At 53.2% G+C, this 23,400-nt stretch carries 16 protein-coding genes; 15 read left to right on the top strand and 1 reads right to left on the bottom strand.

What is annotated here, in order from left to right; all coding sequences use genetic code 11:
- The first annotated feature begins 70 nt into the window (after positions 1 to 70).
- From Q31a_RS19780 to Q31a_RS19825, 10 genes are all read left to right on the top strand, one after another.
- Entirely contained in the window at positions 71 to 355 is a 285-nt protein-coding gene (locus tag Q31a_RS19780) for a four helix bundle protein (RefSeq protein WP_231690844.1), read from the top strand.
- 41 nt (positions 356 to 396) lie between these two features.
- A complete protein-coding gene (locus Q31a_RS19785; protein WP_145081813.1) occupies positions 397 to 3,876 on the top strand; it encodes an efflux RND transporter permease subunit in 3,480 nt (1,159 codons plus the stop codon).
- 109 nt (positions 3,877 to 3,985) lie between these two features.
- On the top strand, positions 3,986 to 4,471 hold the full coding sequence (locus Q31a_RS19790; protein WP_231690845.1) for a hypothetical protein: 486 nt from the start codon (positions 3,986 to 3,988) through the stop codon (positions 4,469 to 4,471).
- Positions 4,472 to 4,483: 12 nt separating this feature from the next.
- Entirely contained in the window at positions 4,484 to 4,828 is a 345-nt protein-coding gene (locus Q31a_RS19795) for a DUF3147 family protein (protein WP_145081820.1), read from the top strand.
- A 230-nt stretch (positions 4,829 to 5,058) separates the two neighbouring features.
- Positions 5,059 to 5,874 carry a sterol desaturase family protein gene (locus Q31a_RS19800; protein WP_231690846.1) on the top strand — a complete coding sequence of 272 codons (816 nt, stop codon included), beginning with the start codon at positions 5,059 to 5,061 and terminating at the stop codon, positions 5,872 to 5,874.
- A gap of 1,981 nt (positions 5,875 to 7,855) precedes the next feature.
- On the top strand, positions 7,856 to 9,541 hold the full coding sequence (locus tag Q31a_RS19805; protein WP_145081822.1) for an efflux RND transporter periplasmic adaptor subunit: 1,686 nt from the start codon (positions 7,856 to 7,858) through the stop codon (positions 9,539 to 9,541).
- Between the two features lie 11 nt (positions 9,542 to 9,552).
- Positions 9,553 to 12,789, top strand: coding sequence for an efflux RND transporter permease subunit (locus Q31a_RS19810; RefSeq protein WP_145081824.1), 3,237 nt, complete (start codon positions 9,553 to 9,555; stop codon positions 12,787 to 12,789).
- 39 nt (positions 12,790 to 12,828) lie between these two features.
- Positions 12,829 to 13,191, top strand: a complete 363-nt coding sequence (locus tag Q31a_RS19815) for an RND transporter (protein ID WP_145081826.1) — start codon at positions 12,829 to 12,831, stop codon at positions 13,189 to 13,191.
- A gap of 103 nt (positions 13,192 to 13,294) precedes the next feature.
- On the top strand, positions 13,295 to 13,771 hold the full coding sequence (locus Q31a_RS19820; RefSeq protein ID WP_231690847.1) for a thioredoxin family protein: 477 nt from the start codon (positions 13,295 to 13,297) through the stop codon (positions 13,769 to 13,771).
- Positions 13,772 to 13,787: 16 nt separating this feature from the next.
- The gene (locus tag Q31a_RS19825) at positions 13,788 to 15,956 is read left to right on the top strand and encodes a heavy metal translocating P-type ATPase (RefSeq protein WP_197355419.1); all 2,169 of its coding nucleotides are present in this window, start codon (positions 13,788 to 13,790) and stop codon (positions 15,954 to 15,956) included.
- Positions 15,957 to 15,987: 31 nt separating this feature from the next.
- Here Q31a_RS19825 and Q31a_RS19830 read toward each other — a convergent pair whose 3' ends face one another.
- Positions 15,988 to 16,725 carry a hypothetical protein gene (locus Q31a_RS19830; RefSeq protein ID WP_145081828.1) on the bottom strand — a complete coding sequence of 246 codons (738 nt, stop codon included), beginning with the start codon at positions 16,723 to 16,725 and terminating at the stop codon, positions 15,988 to 15,990.
- A 116-nt stretch (positions 16,726 to 16,841) separates the two neighbouring features.
- Here Q31a_RS19830 and Q31a_RS31185 point away from each other — a divergent pair, with 116 nt between their 5' ends.
- The 5 genes from Q31a_RS31185 to Q31a_RS19845 all read left to right on the top strand — a co-directional run bounded on the left by Q31a_RS31185 (position 16,842) and on the right by Q31a_RS19845 (position 23,388).
- Positions 16,842 to 16,967 (top strand): hypothetical protein, encoded by a 126-nt coding sequence (locus Q31a_RS31185; protein WP_261342680.1) that lies wholly within the window; start codon positions 16,842 to 16,844, stop codon positions 16,965 to 16,967.
- Between the two features lie 520 nt (positions 16,968 to 17,487).
- Complete coding sequence (locus tag Q31a_RS30925; protein WP_231690848.1) at positions 17,488 to 17,784, top strand: hypothetical protein; 297 nt, start codon at positions 17,488 to 17,490, stop codon at positions 17,782 to 17,784.
- Positions 17,785 to 18,927: 1,143 nt separating this feature from the next.
- Entirely contained in the window at positions 18,928 to 20,412 is a 1,485-nt protein-coding gene (locus Q31a_RS19835) for a TolC family protein (RefSeq protein ID WP_145081830.1), read from the top strand.
- A gap of 207 nt (positions 20,413 to 20,619) precedes the next feature.
- On the top strand, positions 20,620 to 20,994 hold the full coding sequence (locus Q31a_RS19840) for a hypothetical protein (protein WP_145081832.1): 375 nt from the start codon (positions 20,620 to 20,622) through the stop codon (positions 20,992 to 20,994).
- Positions 20,995 to 21,912: 918 nt separating this feature from the next.
- Positions 21,913 to 23,388 carry an efflux RND transporter periplasmic adaptor subunit gene (locus tag Q31a_RS19845; protein WP_145081834.1) on the top strand — a complete coding sequence of 492 codons (1,476 nt, stop codon included), beginning with the start codon at positions 21,913 to 21,915 and terminating at the stop codon, positions 23,386 to 23,388.
- Positions 23,389 to 23,400: the final 12 nt, after the last annotated feature.

Below are 23,400 nucleotides of genomic sequence, written 5' to 3' on the forward strand. Positions count from 1 at the left end.
ATGAATGATTCGGAACTGAAGAAGCGGACAAAACAGTTTTGCACTGCGAGTGATGAAGCTGGTTGGAGCATTGCCAGAAAATGCTGTCGGTCGTCCTATCGGGAATCAATTGATTCGTAGTGCGACTTCCGTTGGCGCGAACTATCGAGCCGCATGTCGCGGTCGCTCGAAAGCCGAATTTGTATCAAAGCTCAGTATCGTCATCGAGGAAGCAGATGAGAGTTGCTACTGGCTCGAACTCATCATCGAAGGCGAGCTCTTAGCAAAGGATAAAGTCGAAGCACTACTCGACGAAGCCAATCAAATCACAGCAATCATGGTCGCCTCCCGAAAGACTGCCAAAGGCGACAAATGATCAACACCCAACCAATCATCATTCTCCATCGAAAATCTTCAATGCTTGATGCAGTTATACGCGCTTCGCTTCGCTATCGAATGTTGGTCGTCGTGGTCAGCCTTGCCGTGCTGGTATACGGATCGTACCTGGCAACTCAAATGTCTATCGACGTGTTTCCTGATTTAGACAGGCCACGCGTCGTCATTATCACTGAGGCACCGGGCCTCGCAACTGAAGAAGTAGAAACGCTGGTAACACAGCCGATTGAAATCGCCCTACTCGGTGCCAATGGTGTGCAAGCTGTTCGCAGCCAATCAACGGCCGGATTGAATGTTATTTATATCGAGTTTAGCTGGTCAACCGAGATTCGCGCCGCTCGACAAACCGTGCAAGAACGCTTGGCCACGCTAGAAGGCATTTTGCCCCAGGGCATTCGTCCGCAAATGACGCCACCGTCGTCGATTATGGGCCAAATTGTGGTCGCGGGCATTTATCGTCAAGCAGGGCCGGAAGGCGGAAGACTTGCGCAAGTGGGTAGGACCGACATGATGGCGGAACTGGTCGTCGGTGACAATGAGAACTTTCAAATTCAGGTCTGGCAGCCCGTCAATCGCCACGATAAATCGACGTGGAAGAAAGTCGAAACTGCTGAATTTCAATGGAGCGAAGATCCCAACACTGACGCCGCAACACGCCAATATCCCGTTGGCACCGCGACCATTCGGCTCGAAGGCAATGAGTATAGGGCTGATTTCTTCACAAACGAAAAACAACAATTAGAACTGCGTACCGTTGCCGACTGGGTGATCCGCCCCCGTCTGCTGAAAACAACGGGAGTCGCAGAAGTGTTCATGCTCGGCGGTGATCGCAAGCAGTACCAGATCCTGATCGATCCACCCGTACTGCTGGAATACGACGTCACTGTGCAAGATGTCGAGCAGGCGCTTCGTGAAAGCAACATCAATACCAGTGGTGGCTTTGCGATCACAGGTGAGACTGAAAGGCCGATTCGTATCCTTGGCCGCTTGGGACCAGATTCACGAGTTGTTATCGAAGAACTTAAGAAGGTTCCTGTCGGTGCTCAAGCTAAGCGCGCGGTGTTACTCGAACAAGTTGCCAGAGTCATCGAAGGCCCGCAGCTCAAACGTGGCGATGGCAGCGTGGACGGTCACCCAGGCATCGTCTTCACGACTGTAAAGCAACCGCACATCGACACCCGCAAGTTGACCGATGCTGTGGCAGAAGCGTTTTCTGAGGTCGAAGCATCGCTTCCGGCTGACATCATCGTCAACTCGGAGCTGTTCCGACTCAAGAATTTTATTGATCGGGGGATTTTCAATGTAGGCGAAGCTCTGGTGATTGGCGCCGTGATGGTAATCATCGTGCTGTTCCTGTTCTTGTTGAATTTTCGCACGACTTTCATCACCTTGACTGCCATTCCGTTATCGCTGGTGATGACCACGCTGGTGTTCCGAATGATCGGATGGATCAGTGGCAGCGAATTGTCGATCAACGTCATGACACTTGGCGGGATCGCTGTGGCCATGGGTGAATTGGTTGATGACGCGATTGTTGACGTAGAAAACATCTTCCGGCGACTCAAGCAAAACAATCAACTATCAATCGAAAATCAAAAGCCACCGATTTTGGTTGTCTTTCAAGCCAGCCGAGAGATTCGTAGCTCCATCGTTTTTGGCACGGCGGTTGTGATTCTCTCCTTCATGCCCTTATTTGCCCTATCCGGAGTAGAGGGGCGACTGTTCACCCCACTAGGTGTCGCTTACATCGTTTCGATCTTGGCCTCATTCGTCGTTTCGATGACAGTGACACCAGTGCTGTCCTATTATCTGTTGCCTCAATCTGGAGCAACTCATCGAGAAGGCGATGGGTTCGTTCTACATAGCCTCAAGCAGGCAGTAACACACCTCATCCGGCTAAGTATGGCTATGCCAGGTACACTTCTCATTCTGACTTGGCTCGCGGTTGTGATTGCTGCGTGGCAGATGTCGCTGTTGGGCCGAAACTTCCTGCCACCTTTCGACGAAGGTAGCATCCAGGTTAACGTCACCCTGCCGCCCGGTTCGTCGCTCAATGCTTCCAACCAGGTCTCAAGGTCGATCGATCAGGTTTTTCAGTCGATGCAAAAGACAGAGGAAAATCCCGGAGGCGAGATATTGCACTTCGTTCGGCGGACGGGACGAGCCGAAATGGACGAACATGCATCGCCGGTCAACTTTGGTGAATACATTCTTAGTATGAACCCTGAGTCAGGAACCGAGCGCGAGGAAATATTGTCGGAGCTGCGCGCGAAGATCAGCAATGAAGCTCCCGGCGTTGATATCGAAGTCGAACAGCCGCTAGCGCACTTGATTAGTCACATGGTTTCAGGCGTCTACGCCCAAATAGCGATCAAGATTCACGGCGATGATCTTGATACGTTGCAGCGCGTGGCGGAACAAGTCAAAGCAACCATCCAAGATGTTCCGGGTATCACGCCACCTATTGTCGAGCCGATTCGTGAAACCTCGGAGCTGCACATAGCGCTACGAGCGGACGATTTGGCATTTTATGGTTTGACACGCGAGTATGTTGCGGGTGTATTGCAAACGGCCCTTCAAGGTGAGGTTGTTTCCCAAGTGCTCGAAGGGCAACGGCGATTTGACCTGCTGGTGCGTTTGGAAGAAGAGTATCGCACCGACTATGCCAATTTGGGGCGACTTCGCATCGACTTGCCCCATCGCGGGACTAACGCCGAACGTGGCCAAGTGGAACTGCATGAACTCGCCGACATTGGCGAAGGAACCGGTCCCAACTCGGTTAATCGCGAGAACGCACGACGGCGAATAGTGATTCGCTGTAACACGGAAGGTCGTGACTTGGCTGGCGCAGTCGGGGATATCAAGCAACGCGTTGGTGCGCAGGTCCAAATGCCGGTTGGGTACTTCATTGAGTACGGCGGACAGTTTGAAAGTCAACAACGGGCAACGCAGCTTATCATCGTGCTGGCCGCAATTTCCGTGGTCGGGATGTTCGTGGTCCTGCTAGTTTTGTTTCCTTCAGTACGGATCGTACTGCAAATACTCAACGCACTTCCAACAGCCTTCATCGGTGGTGTGATGGCATTGATCATCACCCAGCAGAGTCTGACGGTTGCCAGCCTGGTTGGGTTCATATCTCTGGGCGGAATTGCAGTTCGCAACGGAATATTGCTTGTCACCCACTATTTCCACCTCATGAAGGAAGAGGGAGAAAGTTTTACGCAGGCTATGATCCTGCGCGGCAGCCTAGAGCGATTGGCCCCTGTGTTGATGACTGCTCTCACTGCCGGTATTGGGCTAATTCCGTTGGTGCTGGGTGGGCAAGAGCCAGGCCGCGAGATTCTGTACCCAGTGGCAACGGTCATCCTCGGTGGCTTAACGACATCCACGTTTTGTGAGTTCCTGATTCATCCAGGAATGTTTTGGAAGTTCAGCGGCAAAGACGCCGCCAGATTGGCCAATGAAGGAGCGTCTGAGGACGATCATTTGTTGACCCAATGAGATTGTTTTCCGGTTCGAATCAAGTGATTCGAATCCCCATCACCTGTTTTGGAGAATACGATTAATGAGAGTTTCACACCCGCTTTTCGCACTTGCTGCAGCAATCTGCATGATAGTCAACCTTGGGTGCAAGCCAGAGACCGCTGCACCTACGGCGGCGACTAGCTCGACTGCACCATCGTCAAATAACGACCACGGTCATCCACATGAGGGTGAGGATGACCATGCTCACGCTGGCGGCCACGGGGCCGGACCCCACGACGGGACACTGGCTGACTGGGGTGGTGGCAAGTACCACGTTGAATTCACTGTGGATCATGAGAAACAGGAAGGGACGGTTTACATACTCGGTGCGGATGAGAAGACCCCCACTCCAATCAAAGCTGCAGAAATTCAACTGAGCATCACGGATCCGATGATGCAGGTAACACTGAAAGCGTCTCCGCAGGCAGGTGATGCCCAAGGGACCGCATCGCGCTTCGTTGGGAATCACGAAAAACTTGGTGTCGTGCAAGAATATGCTGGCACAATTAGTGGCGTTATCGATGACACTCCCTACTCGGGCGACTTCGCAGAAGTGGCCCATGCACACTAGGAATCCGACACTATGTTTTGGATGATTGTGAAAGCTCTAATCTCGGCGGTGGTAATTGTCGCTGTCGCCGAGATTTCGGGACGTGTCCCCAGGCTTGGAGCACTGCTTTTAACACTACCGATCGTCAGTATTCTTGCCTTCATCATGACATGGAACAAAGACCATGAGATGAGCACTATTACCCAGCTAGCTCGGGAGACTTTGGTGCTCGTTCCTTTGGGGTTGCCATTCTTCGTCCCGTTTGCATTCGCAAACTGGACCGGACTCGCGTTCTGGCCGAGCTTTGCACTCGGCGTAATTTTGGCATCGCTTACGATCGGAACCTGGTTTTGGATCGGAATGTTCGCGCATAGGTGAATGCTATCGGATTCGTACTCTTGGTAGCAGTGTGCCACGAGGACCGACCATGGAGAATTGACGACTCAGATTCGTGACGGATCGCTTCCCCGCACCAACCTCGAGACGGTAGAGCAGGTAGCATCTTAACTTGTGTCTATTTCTGTATTGGAACGCAGTCCCTGGCATTGCGGTTTGCGGCTCGCACGAGCAATGGACGATGGTCAGTGATGTATCAAGGAGTTTTGAGTTTGAACAATCAGTCTGAAGTCGTTATTCGCTTGGCGTGTTTTTCCTTCGTGCTGCTTGCGATGGTCGTATGGGAATTGCTTGCGCCTCGCCGCGAACTGTCGTTGAAACGGCGTTGGCGGTGGAGTAGCAACATCGGTCTTGTCATCTTGAATGGAATTCTGGTTCGATTCTTAATGCCGATCACGGCCGTGGGCGCCGCACTGCTCGCTCAATCATCTGGCTATGGATTTCTGAATTTCGTGGATTGGCCCACGTGGCTGGAAATCATGATAGGGGTCGTTGCTTTTGACCTTGCCATTTACGGTCAACACCTGCTGTTTCACAAGGTTCCGTGGTTGTGGCGTTTGCACATGGTCCACCATGCAGACATGGATTTTGACGTGACGACAGGGCTGCGGTTTCACACTTTTGAGATACTTCTTTCCGTCCTGATCAAGTTAGCGGTCGTCTTTGTACTGGGTCCAGCCGCCATCGCGGTCGCTATTTTTGAATTACTGCTCAATGCGACGTCAATGTTCAATCACAGTAATATCTCGATTCCGCTGTGGCTCGACAAGATGTTGCGTTTTGTGGTGGTCACACCGGACATGCACCGCGTGCATCATTCGGTCATTCGATGCGAAACAAATAGCAACTTTGGATTCAACCTTCCCTGGTGGGATTACCTCTTTCGGACTTATCTATCACAACCGCAAGATGGCCACGACCAGATGACGATTGGAGTCAGTGACTATCGCGATGAAACTCAGACCGAACACCTACCTGGGATGTTGCAACTGCCGTTTCGATCAAGCGGCAGGCCCGAACGCAATTGAGCCTTGCACTGTTGTTCCATTCTTAAAGATTGCCGCTGGCTGTTTGCGAGAAGTGGCTGTCAGAGGCGACAGAAAGAGAATCAGGCCGGGCGAGCTTCCTCACTCACCCGGCTGATAATCGAAGTCGGTATACGAACCAGTCTAGCCGAGAGTAGAAAGTTAAGCAGCAAACTCCCTGCTTGCTTTTCCGCAGCATGCAGCACGAGTCGAGCAGCAGTACGCTCGTTTTGCACAGCATGTTGGCTGTGGCGCTGCCAATGCTAGTTCGACAACGACTGCTTGCTCTGCTTTGCCACAGCATGCTCGCTTAACGGTGCAGCAATAAGCGTGCTTAGCGCAGCACGTTGGACGGCCAACATTGTTAGTCACGCTGGTATCGTCGACAACCGCTGGCGACGTCCGGCAGCATTCGCGCTGGACTTGGCAGCAATAAGCGTGTTTCGCGCAACACGTTGGCTCCAACACACCAACTCCATCAAGTCCATTGCTACCAGGAACCAACATTACCGCGAACAGAATTGACGTAATCGTACTTGTAAACATGATCGATACTCCAAGAATCAAAAGTAACATACAGAAAGCCTGAGAAAACCGGCCACATTCAGATTTCAGTGAGCGAACGGAAGCACGCGTCACTCAAATCTGAAGCCGCACGTGCAGTTGAATCAAAGAGTTGCTAAGAAGATTGGCCGAAGGCACTTCACGTAAGAATGACTCGGCGCTTGGTATCATTCGAATTGCGAAAACTCGCCCAGCCCCACGAGGAATCAAATTCTTATTCAATTCTACTGGCAGCATCCAGACCGTCACCTTGCAGGTTGCCATCACCGGACAGCTATCATCGGTGGCAGGATTGCAGCAAGCCTGGCTTGGCACATCGCTGTGGCAGCACCCACGTTGACAGACCCTGGAGTCGTTCGAATGTGCGATTGTTGTCGGGACACCGGCAATCAAACCGAACGCTACGACAATAGCGGGCATAATTCGCGAAGCCGCACCTGTACGCAAAGCGTTCATTTCGTTGAGTCTAGTGGGGAGGAGCTAGTTTGACGACTGAAATTTAGCTCTCGATGACATATTGGATGCAGCCAGTCTGGTACTTCTTCACGCCTCAGACAGGATTTCGGAGATTTTTTGCCATATCTAGAGCCAAATCGACTTGCGGGTCGAGTGGGAATTGCGGCCTGTGATTGAAAGCAAGCGATCTGCAAGGGCCGTCCTGCGCTCCAACCTTGGAGCTACGGATTCAATCTTGGTCTATGGTTCGTCTACGATCCGACAACGCGACGAGGTTAGGGATGCTATTGCTGCACAGCCTACCCGGACCTACAATGAAAAGGTCCGATACAATCGTACAACTGTCTGAAGCTCTAAAGTTTTTCATGTTTCGTATTGCCATCATCTCGCTCATCACACTTCGTGTGGTTCTGTGTCCGCTTTTTTGCGGCGGATGCGCTGAGAGTGTGCATGGATGTGAGGTGAACGAAGGGGTTCATTCTGCATGTTGCGATTCGAATTGCGGACCCTGTGGAAGTGATGAAAGGCCAGCGCCTTCGCCATGCGACTGTCCTGAAGATTCTCCAGTTCTTCCTTGTGATTCGGGCTGCGTGAGTCATGCTGCGCCCGAGCTAATCGAACGTATTTTAGGTGACGATTTTGGACTGACTTTCTGCTTAGGTCCCGACTTCTTTGCTCAGGTCGATTCACTTGGCAACTTTTCTTTTCCTGATGTCGAGCGCTCCCATCGCTTCGATCTCGAGAGCGGACAAACAATCCGTCTCGTTTTCGCTTCTTTACTGCTATAGGCCGCTGCTGGCCATTGCTCGCTAACCAGCGAACGTCCGTTGCTGTCACCAACCTTGGCTAGACGCTGCGCGTTTTGATTTTAGCTGTCTGGTTGGCCTGCATCCACGGTTCGCGCTTCGGATCGCACCGGTTGCGTTTCCGGCTTGTCCAATCCATTACCAGCAGGAGTCTATCCATGAGTCATTCCATTGTTGATGCGCCGAAACAGGACCAGTCGCAACATTCGGCGAAGCCGTCCGTCAACGGTCATCACGTCGATACATCCGAGCCTGAAATGGGTAAGAAACTAGAACAACGCGGACCGCTCCGGCGCGGGTTATCCCTAGTGCTGGGAAGTATCGGGCCGATTTTGGTTCTGATCGGGTTCGCGGCCGTGTTCTACTACGGACATCACAACGATTGGCGAATCCCTAAATTCGCATCTCTGACAGGATCAGCCGAACCGGTCGTTAGCGATTGGTGTGAAGAACACGCCGTGCCAGAATCCATTTGCGTCGAGTGCGATCCTACTCTGATGCCGAAAGGCCCCGACTACGGTTGGTGTGAGGTCCACGGCGTGCATAACTGCGTTCTGGAGCATCCGGATGTTGCTCAGTTGAAGGAGACGCCTGCGGTACCGCCAGGCGACTTGGAACGAGCATCGAGAGCATTGGAGATAGCCCCACGGAAGGAAAACAATAGTGCTTGCAAGGTTTACCAGTCTCGCATTCAGTTTGCATCAGTCGAATCGGTGCAGCAAGCCGGCGTCGACGTTGAACTCGTCGACCGTGCTCCGATCGTTGAAGCGATCACTGGCAGTGGCGAAATCGTCTATGACCCCACACGTCAAGCCAGTCTGGCCTCACGCTTGCCTGGAACGGTTTGGTTGGTAAGCAAGAAAGTGGGTGATCCAGTTGCCAAAGGCGAGGTACTGGCCGTGATCGATGCTGCGGCAGTCGGCGAGTTAAAAACAACGTTGCTGCGAGACCTCGCCGAACGGAATCTGCAACAGCAGAACGTAGCAAGACTTTACGAAGCTCGCGATGCCGTCGCCGGATCGCGAATTCTTGATTCCGAAGCTGCACTTTCGAAAGCCCAAGCTGATGTGCTGGCTGCAGACCAGTCGCTTCGAAATCTCGGGTTACCGGTCGATGTCGATTCGTTACAGGGGCTAAGCGAAGGGCAGGTGCTCGATCAACTGCGCTTGCTCGGCATCCCAGAGTCAATCCGTAGTCAACTCGATCCGCAATCGGTCTCGTCAAACTTACTGCCGGTTCGCTCGCCCATCGAGGGCGTCGTTGTCGAGCGTAGTGTGGCACCGGGTGAAGTCGTTGATCCGGCGCGGATTCTTTTTCAAGTCGCCGATGTTCGCCAAATGTGGCTGACATTGAATGTGCCGCTCGAGAATATGAGCCAACTCGCCATTGGTCAGCCAGTTCATTTTCACGCCGATGGAAGCCGCGAAACGGTGGTGGGAAAGCTGGACTGGATCAGCACGTCGGCGGATCGGATGACGCGGATGGTTCAAGTGCGGGCTGTGCTGGACAACCCGGACGGTCGCCTTCGCAACGAGACGTTTGGTACGGGCGAAGTTGTATTGCGAAACGAATCTGATGCGATCGTAATTCCGACTGGTGCGTCGCACTGGGAAGGCTGCTGCCAAATCGTCTTCGTTCGCGACAAGAACTATTTCGTCAGTCCCGAGAGCGCCAAGGTTTTTCATGTGCGTAGCGTCAGGCTTGGAGCTGTAAACGCGAATCAAACCGAGGTGCTTTCTGGCGTGTTGCCGGGCGAAGTCATTGCCACGGCGGGTAGCGATGTGCTGCGTGCTCAATTACTAAAAAACAACTTAGGCGCAGGCTGTGACTGCGTCGCCGAATAGGGAGAGCACGGATGCTTAATTGGCTCATTGACTTTTCACTCAAGCACCGCGCGCTGGTGATCCTGGTCGCGCTGCTGTTTGCGGTCATCGGTGGTTTCTCGCTACGGCAACTTGACATTGATGCATTTCCGGACACCACTCCGGTAATGATTCAAATCAATACGGTAGCGCCGTCGCTGGCGTCCGAAGAGATCGAACGACAGATCACCTTTCCGGTTGAGCAAGCCATCAGCGGACTGCCAGGACTGGATCAACTTCGTTCCATCTCCAAGTTCGGATTGTCGCAAGTCGTCGTGATCTTTGATGACGGCATCGACATTTACTTTGCCCGACAACTGATCAACGAACGATTGTCGACCGTCGAATTGCCCGACGGGATTCAGCGACCGCAAATGGGTCCGGTCTCGACGGGGTTGGGCGAAGTGTTTCACTACGTCTTGGTGTATGACGGCGCTGATTTTTCGAATGCTTCGCAGGATGAACGTGTCAAACGCATGAGCGAGTTGCGAACAATTCATGACTGGGTAGTTAAACCACAGTTGCGGTCGGTTCGTGGCGTAGCGGAAGTCAACAGTTGGGGTGGTTACGAAAAGCAATATCAAGTGCGACTCGATCCGGATCGTCTATTCAAATACGGGCTGACGTTCGAGGAAGTGTCAAATGCCATTACTTTTAACAACGAAAATGTTGGCGGAGGGACGGTCACCGATGGCAGCGAGATGTTGCTTGTCCATGGCGTGGGGCGAACTGTCAATATTCAAGAGATCGGCGATATCGTCATCACGGCGGTCAAAGGCGTTCCCGTGCGAGTGAGCGACGTGGCCGATGTCCAGCTTGGACACGAGATCCGTCGTGGTGCGGTCACGGCGAACGGTCGCGGTGAAGCAGTTCTGGGGCTGGGCTTTATGCTGATGGGTGAAAACAGCAACGAAGTCACTTGGTCCATCAAGGAAAAGATTGCCAGCATCCAAGCCACGTTGCCTCCCGGCGTCAAGATTCAAACAGTTTACGACCGCACGGAATTGATCGACCACGTCATCCACACAGTTCAAAAGAATCTCTTTGAAGGAGGGTTGCTGGTTGTCGCGGTGCTGTTCATTTTCCTTGGCAATCTGCGGGCAGGTTTGATCGTCGCCCTGGCAATTCCGCTCTCGATGCTGTTTGCGTTCTCGGGCATGTTGAAGTTCGGCATTGCGGCCAGCCTCCTGAGTCTCGGCGCGATAGACTTCGGTTTGGTCGTCGATAGTTCGGTGGTGATGATCGAGAACTGCGTCCGGCACCTTGCGCATGACAAGCACGGCAAGAGTCGGCTCCAAATCATTCGCGATGCGGCCATTGAAGTTCGCAAACCGACCATGTTTGGCGAACTGATCATCATGATCGTGTACTTGCCGATTCTGACGCTTGAAGGGGTAGAGGGAAAGCTGTTTCGCCCGATGGCGTTGACGGTAATCATGGCACTGGCAGGTTCGATGGTGCTATCACTCACCCTGATGCCAGTCCTGGCCAGTCTGTTTCTGCCAAAGAACGTTCAAGAGAAAGAGCCGCTGCTGATTCGAGTTCTCAAACGACTCTACGCGCCGGTGTTGCGATTCACGATGCACCACAAGACGTTTGTCATAGGCTCGGCGCTGCTGTTGCTGGTGAGTGTCTTTGGACTTGTGGCTCCGAACCTCGGAAGTGAGTTCGTGCCGCGTCTTTCCGAAGGCGCGATCACGATCAACGTGGTCAGACTTGCGGGGACGACGCTAGAAGAATCCATTCGTTACAACACGCAAATGGAGCAGGTGATACTTGAAAAGTTTCCCAATGAATTCGCACAGGTATGGAGTCGCATGGGCACAGCCGAGGTTGCGACCGACCCGATGGGAACCGAATTGACAGACCTTTTCATCACCTTGCATCCCCGTGAAGAATGGACACGAGCTGAAACTCAAGAAGAGTTGACCGTCGCGATTCAGGAAGAATTGCGAGACTTGCCTGGGCCACGGCTTGCGATGTCGCAGCCGATCGAGATGCGAATGAATGAGATGATCTCCGGCGTTCGTTCCGACGTCGCCGCCATTCTTTACGGTGACGATTTGGACCTGATGGTGGAAAAGGCCAGCGAGATTGAGAAGGCACTCAATTCCATTCCTGGTTCCGAAGACGTCAAGGTTGAACAGGTCTCTGGACAACCGCTGTTACAGATTCGCATCAAGCAAGATGAAATCGCACGCTACGGGATTCCCGCCAGCACGGTCATGAATCTCGTTCGATCCTTGGGCACCCACAACGTGGGCGAAGTCTACGAGGGCCAGTTGCGTTTCCCGCTGATTATTCGTTTACCAGAGAAGGCTAGAGCGAGTCCCGAAGCAATCAAACAGATTTTGGTCGCAACACCATCGGGCCAACGCATTCCACTATCGCGATTGGCAACCATCGAAAAGGTCGAGGGCCCCAATACGATCAAGCGCGACTGGTATCAGCGGCGGATCACGATCGAGTCGAACGTGCGGGGACGGGATCTGGGCAGCTTTGTTGCCGAAGCGAGGCGTGTTATTGCCGAGAAGGTCCAACTGCCTCCGGGCCGATACCGGGTCGACTGGGGCGGGCAGTTTGAAAACTTGCAACGCGCCCAGTTGCGTTTGATGATCGTCGTGCCGATTGCCTTGCTGATGATCCTCGCATTGCTGTACATGACCTATCGCAACTGGATCGACTCGATACGTGTCTTCACCGGCGTTCCGTTTGCGTGGATAGGCGGAATCCTTGCCCTGTGGATTCGCGACATGCCATTTTCAATCTCGGCCGCCGTCGGTTTCATTGCCCTGTCCGGTGTCGCTGTCCTCGACGACATGCTGCTGGTGTCGACGATTCGGCAACTCCGCAGGCTTGGTCGTTCACTTGACGAAGCGGTAGAAGAAGCCGCGATGACACGCTTGCGTCCGATTTTGATGACGACACTGGTAGCAAGTCTCGGTTTTGTTCCGATGGCGTTCAGTACGGGCATGGGAGCGGAAGTCCAACGACCACTCGCGACTGTCGTGATTGGTGGTGTTTGTAGTGCGATGGTGATGAGCTTGCTCGTTCTTCGAGTGCTCTATGTTGTCTTCAATATGCCCGTAGAGAAGTTTGATGGAGATGGAGACGATGATGACGGTCGTCATCGTCAGCCTAATGAACCGACCGATCCCGAAGTTGAGCACGAACTTGAGTCAGGGCATCGGCCCGAGCCCAAGCGAGAGTCCGAAGCAGTAACGGTTTAGTTTCCCCCTTTAATTCGGCAGTGCCGAAGGAGTTTTGAGATGAAGATGAATTGGATTTTAGCGACACGAGCTTTCACGTTGACAGTGTTGGTCGGCGCATTGGCGTTGGTCGGATGCAGTAAGAGCGAGACAGCAACTGAAGGAACCGGCGAATCGGTCGCGGCAACCGACGTGGACAATAGCCACGGTGGATGGTGGTGCGTCGAGCACGGCGTGCCCGAGGAAGAGTGCGCCTTGTGCGATAAATCGCTGGTGGCCAAGTTCAAAGAAGACGGTGATTGGTGCAAGGAACACGATCGCCCAGAGTCGCAGTGCTTTATCTGCGGTCCCAAACGCTTCGACAAGTTCGCGGCCGTGTATGAGGCCAAGACAGGTCGCAAACCTCCGCAACCGGAGGAATAAGACCGCCCGACGTAGTGGCTGGGGCGTCGCCTGTTTCTGAATTAGCCGTCAGCTTTCGAACGCCTCAGCGACATGTCAAACTTTCAAAGCCGGAACAACTATCATGTATTGGTCTACCAAGCTCCCGATAGCCCTGCTGCTATCCGTGTTTGCGGTTCTCCAAATGGGATGTGATTCTCACGTTGCACAACAACCATTGGAAGATTCACATGCGAATGGCATCAAACCTGTCCAGTTGACCGATGCGAATTTCCAAACGGAGGTTATCGAGTCGGATCTTCCGGTATTGGTCGATATGAGGGCACCATGGTGTGAGCCGTGTATCAAAATGAAACCAACGTTGCGACTGGTCACTGAAAAACTGACTGGTCAAGCCAAGGTCGCGGAACTCAATATCGACGAAAACCCATTTATCAAAGAAAAGTATGGTATCCACCGCTATCCGACTTTATTGATCTTTCGGAATGGCGTCGAAGTTGAACGCTTGGTTGGACCGAAATCCGAATCGGAGCTTATTGCGGCTCTGAGCGAGGTTGACGCGTCAGGAAGCTCTCCTGCTGATCCAGACGAGAATCAGTAACAATGAAAACGAACGAATGACTGACGCGAAAAGTAGCCCGATCGAACTGCGGATTCATGGAATGGACTGCGCTGAGGAGGTCTTGGTGCTTAAGCGAGAACTCATACCGTTGCTGGAAGATGAAGATCGGCTTGGCTTCGATTTGATTGGCGGCAAACTGTCAATCGACATTTCTTCGCTGGATGTGAAGCTAGCCGATGTATTGGCTGCAATCGAGCGCACAGGTTTGAATGCGGAGCCATGGCAAGATGCCAAATCTGAGCGCGAATCGTCCTTCTGGTCGCAGCATCGCCGAACCATGCTGACGACCGTCAGCGGCGTGTTTGGCGTTACCGGCCTGGTGACGCAGCTAATGCTATCACGCGGAACGAGCGTTACCAGCGAGTCGCTTCCGCTTGCGGCCGTTTTATTGTACGTGGTCGGAATCATTGCCGGTCTTAGCTTGGTACTTCCCAAGGCATGGCGAGCCGCATTGTCTCTGCGCCCCGACATGAACCTGATGATGACGGTTGCCGTCGTCGGTGCAGCGCTGATTGGCGAGTGGTTTGAGGGAGCGACCGTCGCGTTTCTATTCTCGCTATCGCTGCTGCTCGAATCGTGGAGTGTGGGTAGAGCTCGTCGGGCCATCGCCTCACTGATGGATTTGTCTCCGCCTATCGCTCATGTCCGGGGCGAGGCGGGGGATGTAACGGACGTCGCGCCCGCTGACGTTGCAATTGGTTCTACGCTAATTGTCCGTCCCGGCGAAAAGATCCCGTTGGACGGAAGAATCGTTTTGGGTACCAGCGGTATCGACCAGGCACCCATCACGGGCGAGAGCGTGCCGGTTGAGAAAGGCGTTGGGGACGAGGTCTTTGCCGGGACCATCAACGGCGACGGATCGCTTGAAATCGCGAGCACAAAAGCTGCGGACGATACGACGTTGGCGCGGATCATCAAGATGGTGGGAAGCGCAAGCTCGAAGCGTGCTCCATCCGAGAAATGGGTTGAGAAGTTCGCGGCTGTTTATACGCCGGTCGTGATGATTGCCGCGGTGCTAATCATTATCGTTCCGCCGCTTGCGTTGTCAGGCGAGTGGTCCGATTGGCTCTATCGCGGTCTGGTGTTGTTGGTGATTGCTTGCCCATGCGCGCTCGTGATCTCAACGCCGGTCAGTGTCGTTGCGGCGCTGGCGGCAGCGGCTCGCAACGGCGTTCTCATCAAAGGTGGCGTCTTCATCGAGTTACCTGCGCGACTGCGTGCGATCGCAATGGACAAGACCGGTACGCTGACCCAAGGCCGGCCCGCGGTTGTCGATGTAGTGCCCCTGGGCGGTCATGATGACGAAGAACTGCTTGCCCGCGCGGGAGCATTGGAACAGAACAGCAATCACCCGCTAGCTCGCGCAATCGTGGAAGAAACAGAGCGACGAAGCATGACGATTGCGACTGCGGATGAGTTTGTGTCTATCCACGGCAAAGGCGCCTCGGGAAGATTCAATGGCAAGTCCTATTGGCTTGGCTCCCATCGCTATCTGGAGCAGCGTGGGCAGGAGACTCCGGAAGTGCATGAGCAACTCGAAGCGATGCAAGAAGCCGGACGAACCGTCGTGGTGATCGGAAATGATCATCACGTTTGCGGCTTCATCACGCTCGCCGACGCAATCCGCGAAGAAACTCGTGAAGTGGTGAATCAGCTTCATGCCGCCGGTATCGAACACCTTGTCATGCTGACCGGCGACAACGAGGGGACGGCAAACGCAATCGCAAAACAAGCGGGCATTGACGAAGTACGCGCAGAGCTATTACCTGAAGACAAAGTCAGTGCGGTCGAAGATCTTGTCGCCAAGTATGAGCACGTTGCGATGATCGGTGATGGAGTTAACGATGCGCCGGCACTGGCGCGAGCGTCGTTGGGTATTGCAATGGGAGCTGCTGGAAGCGATGCCGCGATTGAAACCGCCGACATTGCGTTGATGTCCGACGACCTTTCCAAAATCCCCTGGCTGATTCATCATTCACGGCGAACGCTCCACATCATTCGCCAGAACATCGCCTTTTCTCTGGCGGTGAAGGCAGTATTTGTGATCCTCACCTTCGCCGGCTACGCATCGCTCTGGGCAGCCATCGCCGCCGACATGGGAGCGTCGTTGTTGGTAATCGCTAACGGTCTCCGATTGCTGAGCGACGATTACGGTAATAACTGAGCGTGCAACGTGGAAAACAATAAGCTCTACCTCAAAGCTGAGGTGGGGGGCCGTCCATTCGGATGGGTGCTTCACTGCTTTTTGGTAGGCTTGGTGATGAGTCGGGGGAGTTCGGGCGAATGCCGGAATAGCTGTTGGGCTGCTGCTGTGGCGCCAGCTGGAACTGAGGGAATTGATCCAAGGAAGGGGGGGCGGGAACGTGGCTTCGGTCCTGCGGATCCGACGGAGATGCGTAGGCGTTGCCGAGATTGGAATGAGTGTGACCGGCGTGATTGTGTCCTGAGTGATCATGCCCGTCGTGAGACGGATCGTTCAAGCCTTGCGTTGGCCCGTAGGTAAAACCATCCTGTTGGCTATGCAATGGCACCGGCGCGTATTGCTGACTGAAATCGTTCGCGGCGTGGGGGCAGTAGCCTGAATTGGGACAGCCGAAATCGCTGCCTTTCGAATCGACATACACTGGTTCCCCATAAATTGGAGCAGCGTACACGTAGGTGGGCGGATGAACTGGGTAGCTCAAATGGTCTGGCGCGTAATAGCCACCGTGGTAGCCACCGTGGTAGCCACCGTGGTAGCCACCGTGGTAGCCACCGTGGTAGTCACCGTGATTGCTGTGTCCACCGTGGTGAAGCCCGTGATCGTAGTGTGCATGGTGCTCATGATTTACATGAACGTAGTCGTAGTGCCCGTAGTACTGAGCAGAAGCCGATGTCGCTGTCAAAGCGAAGGCGACGATTAGGAGTCCGGTAGCAGGGATGATTCGGCGCATTTAGACTGGCTCGTTCAATAGTTTTTTTCGAAGAGAAGACTGTTGTCACTTGGTGCAAGTGCAGTGCCGTTGAACCCCTTGGCAGGAAAACCTCATATTTCACGGCGTTTCCTGCAATGACGAAGGATGTCAATGTGATGTCTCATTGCATTCGCTTTGACGACATGCGTCTACTTCCCAGTTTTGGACACGCTCAGGCTGGTTTCCAGGCAGTGGCATCGTCAAGCTGGGCGACCAACTAGCGGACACGACTTAAGCCGTCGTTGCAGGAGTTCGCGAAGTCGTCCGAGTCTACCTGCGTAGAAAAAGACGTCATTGATGCCGCTCCATTCTTGCCAGTCTGTGCAATCGTGCTGCCCCGTAGCTGTGTAAAGCCAGATTGGCTGCTTTAAACGGCCGAATCTCAATTTACATGCGATCAAGCACCCACTTTCCCCGGGCATGCGCTCGCAAACAAGTATTAGGTCCGGGGAGAAAATTCGTGCCTCCGCCGAGACAACATCACTACTTGCCGCACGCGAGACTTGGCATCCGTAGCTCTCAAAAAGCTCTTTGAGGTCAACATAGTGGTCGTCGCGATATTCGATGATCAGCACACGCTGGTAAGCTAATGCACAACCAGAAATTAAATTAGGTGACAGTGACGATCGACCTTCCAAGTGGTTCAACTGAGGCTTCACCACCGAGGTACGAATTTGCTTAGTATCATTTAACATAGAGGGAACTCCCGCAAAGACAAATCTGAACAGTTGTGGAAACTGGATGCACAGGATTTCAGAGCAGCAGATCAAGTTTGATCGCGAAGCTCTCGGCAGTGCAGGTTCAGAGTTGAAATCGGGAAAGACCGATACAGCGTTCAAGCGCCGATGTGGTCGCGGATGCAGAAGTATCGACAGCGAGCTGCTTGCAAGCCTCACGAAGCCGAACGAAGGGACCGTCTTGAATAACGCTATCTGTGGACGAATCCTCGTCGGCGACCAGTCTCTGCAGTACACTTACGCGGCTGCCATCCGCAAGATGACATGCGCAATTATCTGGGCATCGACAATGAGTCGCTGAGCAACAATAGTCGAAGGCCTCACAGTCGCAACAACCAATTGCCTTCGTACGTGGTGCCAATTCAGCACTATCGCAACGTGCACAGTCGATTTGCAATTCGTCGTGCGAACAGGGGCAACAACTAAAGCTTGGCGATGGTAGCGCAAGCACGATCGCCATCAGCCATACGATGACTGGTTTGGGAATCGGCTTGTAGTACCGGGTAATCATCGCCGCACCGTTTTCAAGGAGAAACGCGTAACTGTTTTTGCTGGTTAATTTTTGCTGCTTATTGAGCATTGGCCGACGCACACATTTGCCATCGACTTATTAGTATATGGATCTTGAGTGGCCGCGGAAGGCATGCCAGCTAACGCCATTGCTGTGGCCATTGGAATTCTTGCTCTTTCGAAGGCCATTGTGCGTTCTATGATTTGACCACGGCCGACGTCAATGCGGAATCGCTTCCATAAAACCGAACTACGAGTTGATCCGACCGGCGATTGCTTGCATTGACGCTTGCACGCCAGTGACATTGACGATTCTGCCGCATCGGCGCCGTAGTGCATCGAATGTCCTCGCCAATTCTTTGCAAGTCGGGTTTTAGGGAAATTCTCGAAGGTCGAACCTGCCGATTCCAAGTGACTATGGCTGAGCCAGGAGGGCAAAGCTACTTGAGTGATAGCATTATCTAACAGAGTGGTATGCCATGGATGGCTACAAATCACCTTTCGCATGGGTACTCGTCGGGCTGCTACTGCTGTTCGAATTTTTCCCGCATTGCCACTGCGCCAACTCACCTTTCGATTCAACTCTCACGTCTCAATCGAGCCCTGATGCATGTCCGTGCTGTCACGTTGGCAATGCTGAGTCGAAACAGTCATGTTCTCCAGCGCCACATGAACACGATTCGTGCATGCTATGTCATGCAAAACGACATTTAGTGCTCAAGTCGATGGTAAGCAACGAACTTTGTCCATGCGGATTCATTGCATGCTCGCCCCGCGCCGACTGGATTTTCGTTGAATCGCCACAATATTGTCCGTCGGTGGACTTGCACGATCTATCGACGTCCAAACATACGATACCGCTTCGGATTTAGACAGGAACGCGCCATTGGACCATTGTGCCATTCCTACGTCTTTGTTTCGAAGCGAGTAATTCATGTCACCCGTTACCAAATTCTATGCCGTTATCACCTGCGTTCTACTTTTGCTTTATTCGAGTGGCTGCGCGACGCGACGCGTAGGTCATGCAACCAACATGTCGCTAGCGTCGTCTGATAATCCCAGTCGCGAGTCCACGAAGCCCACCAGTGACAGTCTAGTCACGACGGTTTCCTATCTGGGCGAAGTTGAGAACGGGCAGGCGAACTTCCCAGAGTCGATTATCGTCGCACCCAACAGCAGCTTTTCGGAAATCGGTGAAACGCAGCCCGCTATGACTCTTAGAGACTTCGAATCGCTGGCCTATTCGAACAATCCGACGATTCGCGAGTTGGCTGCCACTACTCAGAAGGCAGCAGGCTTCCGTACTCAGGTTGGACTCCGAGCAAACCCGATTGTTGGCTATCAAGCAGTACAATTGGCAGACCGTGGCACCGACCAACATACTGCCTTTATCGAGCAAGAGATCATCACTGGAAATAAACTAGCCCTCAATCGAAACGTGCAGAATGAAGCACTTAGATCCCAGTTGTTCGAGCTCGAGACGCAGAAGCTTAGAGTGGCAACCGATATTCGCGTGAAGTTTTACGAAGCGTTGGCTGCCCAGCGTCGAGTCGAATTGATTGAGAACTTCCGGTCAGTTACCGACAAGGGACTCGAACTCGCCGAACTGCGCAAGCAGGCCTTGGAGGGTTCCAAAGTTGACGTACTGCAAGCCAAGGTTCAAAAGAACGAAATTGATTTGGCATTGCAACAGGCTCAAGTGACCTTCGAGGCAACCTGGAGAGAGCTAGCGGCAATTGCGGGCTCTCCGGAATTGGCGTCAGGAACTTTGCTGGGAGAATTGCCGAAATCAGAAGCGCTACTTGATTGGAATGGATTGAGTGCGACCATGATCTCCGCCAGCCCTGAGTACCAGGCAGCTCAAGCTCGCATCAGTCGTGCCCGCGCCAATCTACAACGACAAGGGGTTCAAGCGATCCCGAATATCACCGCTCAGTTGGCCGCAGGTGTAGACAATGCAACCAACTCCGGTTTGATCAATTTTCAGATCGGTGCGCCAATCCCTGTCTTTAATAAGAACCAAGGCAATATAGCGGCGGCTCGCGCCGAGTATTGCCGTGCAGTTATGGACGCGGAGCGAATTCAAAACGCAATCAAAGCTCGGTTAGCTGTTGTCTCACGCGAATTCGATTCGTCGCTTGCAGCCGTTTCCAAGTACTCGCAGGAGATTCTTCCCAGCGCTCAGGAATCGCTAGAGTTGGCAGAAGTTGCGTACAAAGCTGGAGAAACGAGCTTTGTGCAAGTCCTAGTATCCCGTCGAACCTATTTCGATTCCAACTTGCAATACGTCCTAGCGCAATCGCAGCTTGCCCAAGCGAAATCCAAAGTCGACGGATACGTGCTTACCGGTGCTCTGGATGCGGTCATTGACCAAAGCGGTGACGACAGCCTACGTGGCCTGACGTTCAGCCAGCAATAAGACTGTGTCGATTTGATTGCAGGGTGCACTCATTTCGACAACGACTACGGGATGCTAGCACAAATCCCCAGGCCAATATTCGTGCGAAAACCCCTATCAGTTGGCGATTCTAGGTATTGGCATGAACTGTGCTGGATTGTTGAGAAACGTGGTAAGGAGTAGTTCTCTACCCGCATTCACCGTGGCTTTAGTTCGGAAGCTAGTTCAATGAAAAGCGTTTTGAGTTTGTCGGTAGTTTGCCTCGGGCTTTTGTTTGGATCTCAGCAGGCAAATGCGCAGCACCCTGGCTATGGGCAGCATGGAATGGTGCACCAGGGTTATGTGCAAAGTGGCTATGGCCATCATCAGAACTTCCACCACGGTCATCAATTCGCGGTGCCAAGTCCAAACCAGTATTACTCGGGTTATGGCTCGCCCGTTCAGTCCTATGCACCCAGCGGTGGGATTTATGGTGGCGGATACGGCAGTGGTCAAGTTGTAATTCCACGGACCACTACGAACTACTCAAACAACTACTACGGTCAGCCGACGCATTCGCATCATTCATGGCATCCAGGGCATTACTTGCTCGGTCATCATTAGCGCGACAACGCGAAGTGAGTGAATTTGCATGAATGCAAAGGCCCGATAGATTCTCCATTAGCGGTCATCGTCACAAAAAAGCGGTGACCACTTAAGGGGCTGGTTCTTTCCCGCCCATATCTTCAGAAAAATGTAGAAACAATGCCGTTGACCCGATGATCAAGTATGCGGATAATTCCGCTGACTCCTACCCTTACCGTTGTTCCAGGATAATTCAGTGTTCGCCAACTTCACTCACATACTGACTCTCGTCGCGTTTGCGACGCACGCGGTATTTGGGTGCTGTGGCCATCATAAGCATTCTGGATCTGATGAATGTTGTTCGCACGCAATACACGACCAACTCGCTGGACACGAGGATTGCCAAGCCTCTCACGACGACGAACACGATTGTGAGTCCAGTCACGAGCACACAACGAACCAACTTGTTTCGAACGCTGTCAGCTATTTAGGTGCGTCTCACAGTGCCCCGCAAAGCCCGTGCGATCATTCGCATGGCTGCAGTGAAGTTCGCTGTACCTATATGGCAAGCAGCTCAGCTTCAGTCGACTGGGACGCTCATTGCAGTTCGTTGGCCGTGTTTTCGCTTTGCAGCTCAGTCGTAGACTTTGACATGGGCCGGGCTCATGTTGGTGGTTTACCCAGCGAATCTATTTCAATCGCCGGGCAGTCGTCCGTTGCGTGCTGCGCTCTTCTGCAATCGTGGCAGATCTGAGCCATTCTTTCGTTCGCTTAGTTGCTATAGCTAAGCGTCTTTGTATTGTCCGCTCGCTCTGCATCTAACCTTGATGCTGCGCGTTCTGCTCTCTCAATGCTGCAAGCATTCGAGATTTTCGCTTGCGTTTGCAAATTCGTGGGACGCCGCCGGTTCGTTGTAACAGCCGGAATGTACTCCGTTGACCTTGAAGGACGCTTTGAATGAAGTGGAAACTCCCAAAACTGCCTTGGTCGTCGATTCGGATCGTGGTTGGCATAGCGCTGTTGATTGCCGCCGGCTCCACCTATTCGATGTGGTGGCCGCCGCTATCAGCTTGGATCGACCACACATTGATCTCGCAGCGAAAGGCTCCGGCTAGCGAAGAGAGTATTGACTCGCAAGCCGGTGCTGCAGCCAGCGTGCAAGCGGCTTCGCTCGCGCTAACAGCCCAGTCGCGATTGAATCTAGGGCTGACTGACGATTACTTGAAACCGATCGAATTAACGACCTACAGTCGTTCGATCACCATGCCTGCAGTCATCGTTCCCAAACCGGGCCGTTCGCAGATCGTCGTGGCTTCGCCGCTTAATGGCGTCGTGACGCATGTTCACGCGGTTACCGGTGAAGCGGTCATGCCAGGTGAGCTACTGTTCGAGATTCGATTGACCTATGAAGATCTCGTCGAAACGCAAACTCTCTATTTAAAAACTCTGAGTGAACTCGAAGTTGAAAACCGTGAGATAGTACGTCTCGAGCAAGCGACGCAGTCCGGGGCCATTTCTGGCAAGTCGCTCTTAGATCGGCGTTACGCGAAGGACAAACTGGAAGCCCATCTCAGATCACTTCGCGAAGCGCTCCGGCTGCATGGTTTATCCGATCGTCAGGTTGACGCAATTGGACTGGATGGAAAGCTACTGCGCGATCTCAAAGTAGTAGCTCCTGATATCGACCGTCATGACGAAAGCGAAGAACTGCGTCTAAGCCAGAATCCGTATCGTCCCGTTTCATTGACTAGTTCGGGACTGGCTGTTTCGCCTGAATTGGAAAATCACAAACCATTGGTGATCGAGGAGCTCCAAATCCACAAAGGCCAAGCGGTCATGGCGGGCGAGAAGTTATGCTCACTTTCCGACTACGCGGAGTTGTTCATCGAGGGGAAGGCATTTGAGCAAGATGTCCCGGCTATCGCCAAAGCGGCTCAACAGGGTTGGCCCGTCGACGCGGTGTTCCCTGGAGACTCTGGCGCTACCAGAGTGACTGGCCTAGAGTTAGCTTTCGTTGGCAACTCGATCGACCCCGATTCCCGCACGCTTTCGTTCTTCGTAGAGCTACCAAATCAAGTAATGAGGGACGAGAAAAACTCAGAAGGGCAGCGATACCTCTCCTGGCAATACCGCGTGGGTCAACGACTGGAGCTTCAAGTGCCAGTTGAACAGTGGGAAAGCCAGATCGTTGTTCCGGTGGATGCCGTCGTCAAAGAGGGAGCCGACTGGTACGTATTTCAGCAAAATGGAGCGAACTTCACCCGCGTTCCGGTACACGTTAAGCATAGGGACCAATCGTCTGCGGTCATTGCAAACGACGGGTCAATCTTCCCTGGCGATGTCATTGCGCTTAAGTCAGCGCATCAGATGCAAATGGCGATCAAGAACAAATCGGGTGGTGGTGCAGATCCACACGCTGGGCATAACCACTAGAACGGAATCAAA

The sequence above is a fragment of the Aureliella helgolandensis genome (assembly GCF_007752135.1).
In the GTDB taxonomy this organism is placed as follows: Bacteria; Planctomycetota; Planctomycetia; order Pirellulales; family Pirellulaceae; genus Aureliella; species Aureliella helgolandensis.

Bases quoted from the DNA above. Each gene is read 5' to 3' on its own strand.
- Q31a_RS19845 (WP_145081834.1), top strand. From the start codon at position 21,913: ATGAAGTGGAAACTCCCAAAACTGCCTTGGTCGTCGATTCGGATCGTG.
- Q31a_RS19830 (WP_145081828.1), bottom strand. From the start codon at position 16,725: ATGCGCCGAATCATCCCTGCTACCGGACTCCTAATCGTCGCCTTCGCT.
- Q31a_RS19815 (WP_145081826.1), top strand. From the start codon at position 12,829: ATGAAGATGAATTGGATTTTAGCGACACGAGCTTTCACGTTGACAGTG.
- Q31a_RS19795 (WP_145081820.1), top strand. From the start codon at position 4,484: ATGTTTTGGATGATTGTGAAAGCTCTAATCTCGGCGGTGGTAATTGTC.
- Q31a_RS19840 (WP_145081832.1), top strand. From the start codon at position 20,620: ATGAAAAGCGTTTTGAGTTTGTCGGTAGTTTGCCTCGGGCTTTTGTTT.
- Q31a_RS19825 (WP_197355419.1), top strand. From the start codon at position 13,788: ATGACTGACGCGAAAAGTAGCCCGATCGAACTGCGGATTCATGGAATG.
- Q31a_RS19790 (WP_231690845.1), top strand. From the start codon at position 3,986: ATGATAGTCAACCTTGGGTGCAAGCCAGAGACCGCTGCACCTACGGCG.
- Q31a_RS31185 (WP_261342680.1), top strand. From the start codon at position 16,842: ATGACGAAGGATGTCAATGTGATGTCTCATTGCATTCGCTTTGACGAC.
- Q31a_RS19785 (WP_145081813.1), top strand. From the start codon at position 397: ATGCTTGATGCAGTTATACGCGCTTCGCTTCGCTATCGAATGTTGGTC.
- Q31a_RS30925 (WP_231690848.1), top strand. From the start codon at position 17,488: ATGCACAGGATTTCAGAGCAGCAGATCAAGTTTGATCGCGAAGCTCTC.
- Q31a_RS19805 (WP_145081822.1), top strand. From the start codon at position 7,856: ATGAGTCATTCCATTGTTGATGCGCCGAAACAGGACCAGTCGCAACAT.
- Q31a_RS19820 (WP_231690847.1), top strand. From the start codon at position 13,295: ATGTATTGGTCTACCAAGCTCCCGATAGCCCTGCTGCTATCCGTGTTT.
- Q31a_RS19810 (WP_145081824.1), top strand. From the start codon at position 9,553: ATGCTTAATTGGCTCATTGACTTTTCACTCAAGCACCGCGCGCTGGTG.
- Q31a_RS19835 (WP_145081830.1), top strand. From the start codon at position 18,928: ATGTCACCCGTTACCAAATTCTATGCCGTTATCACCTGCGTTCTACTT.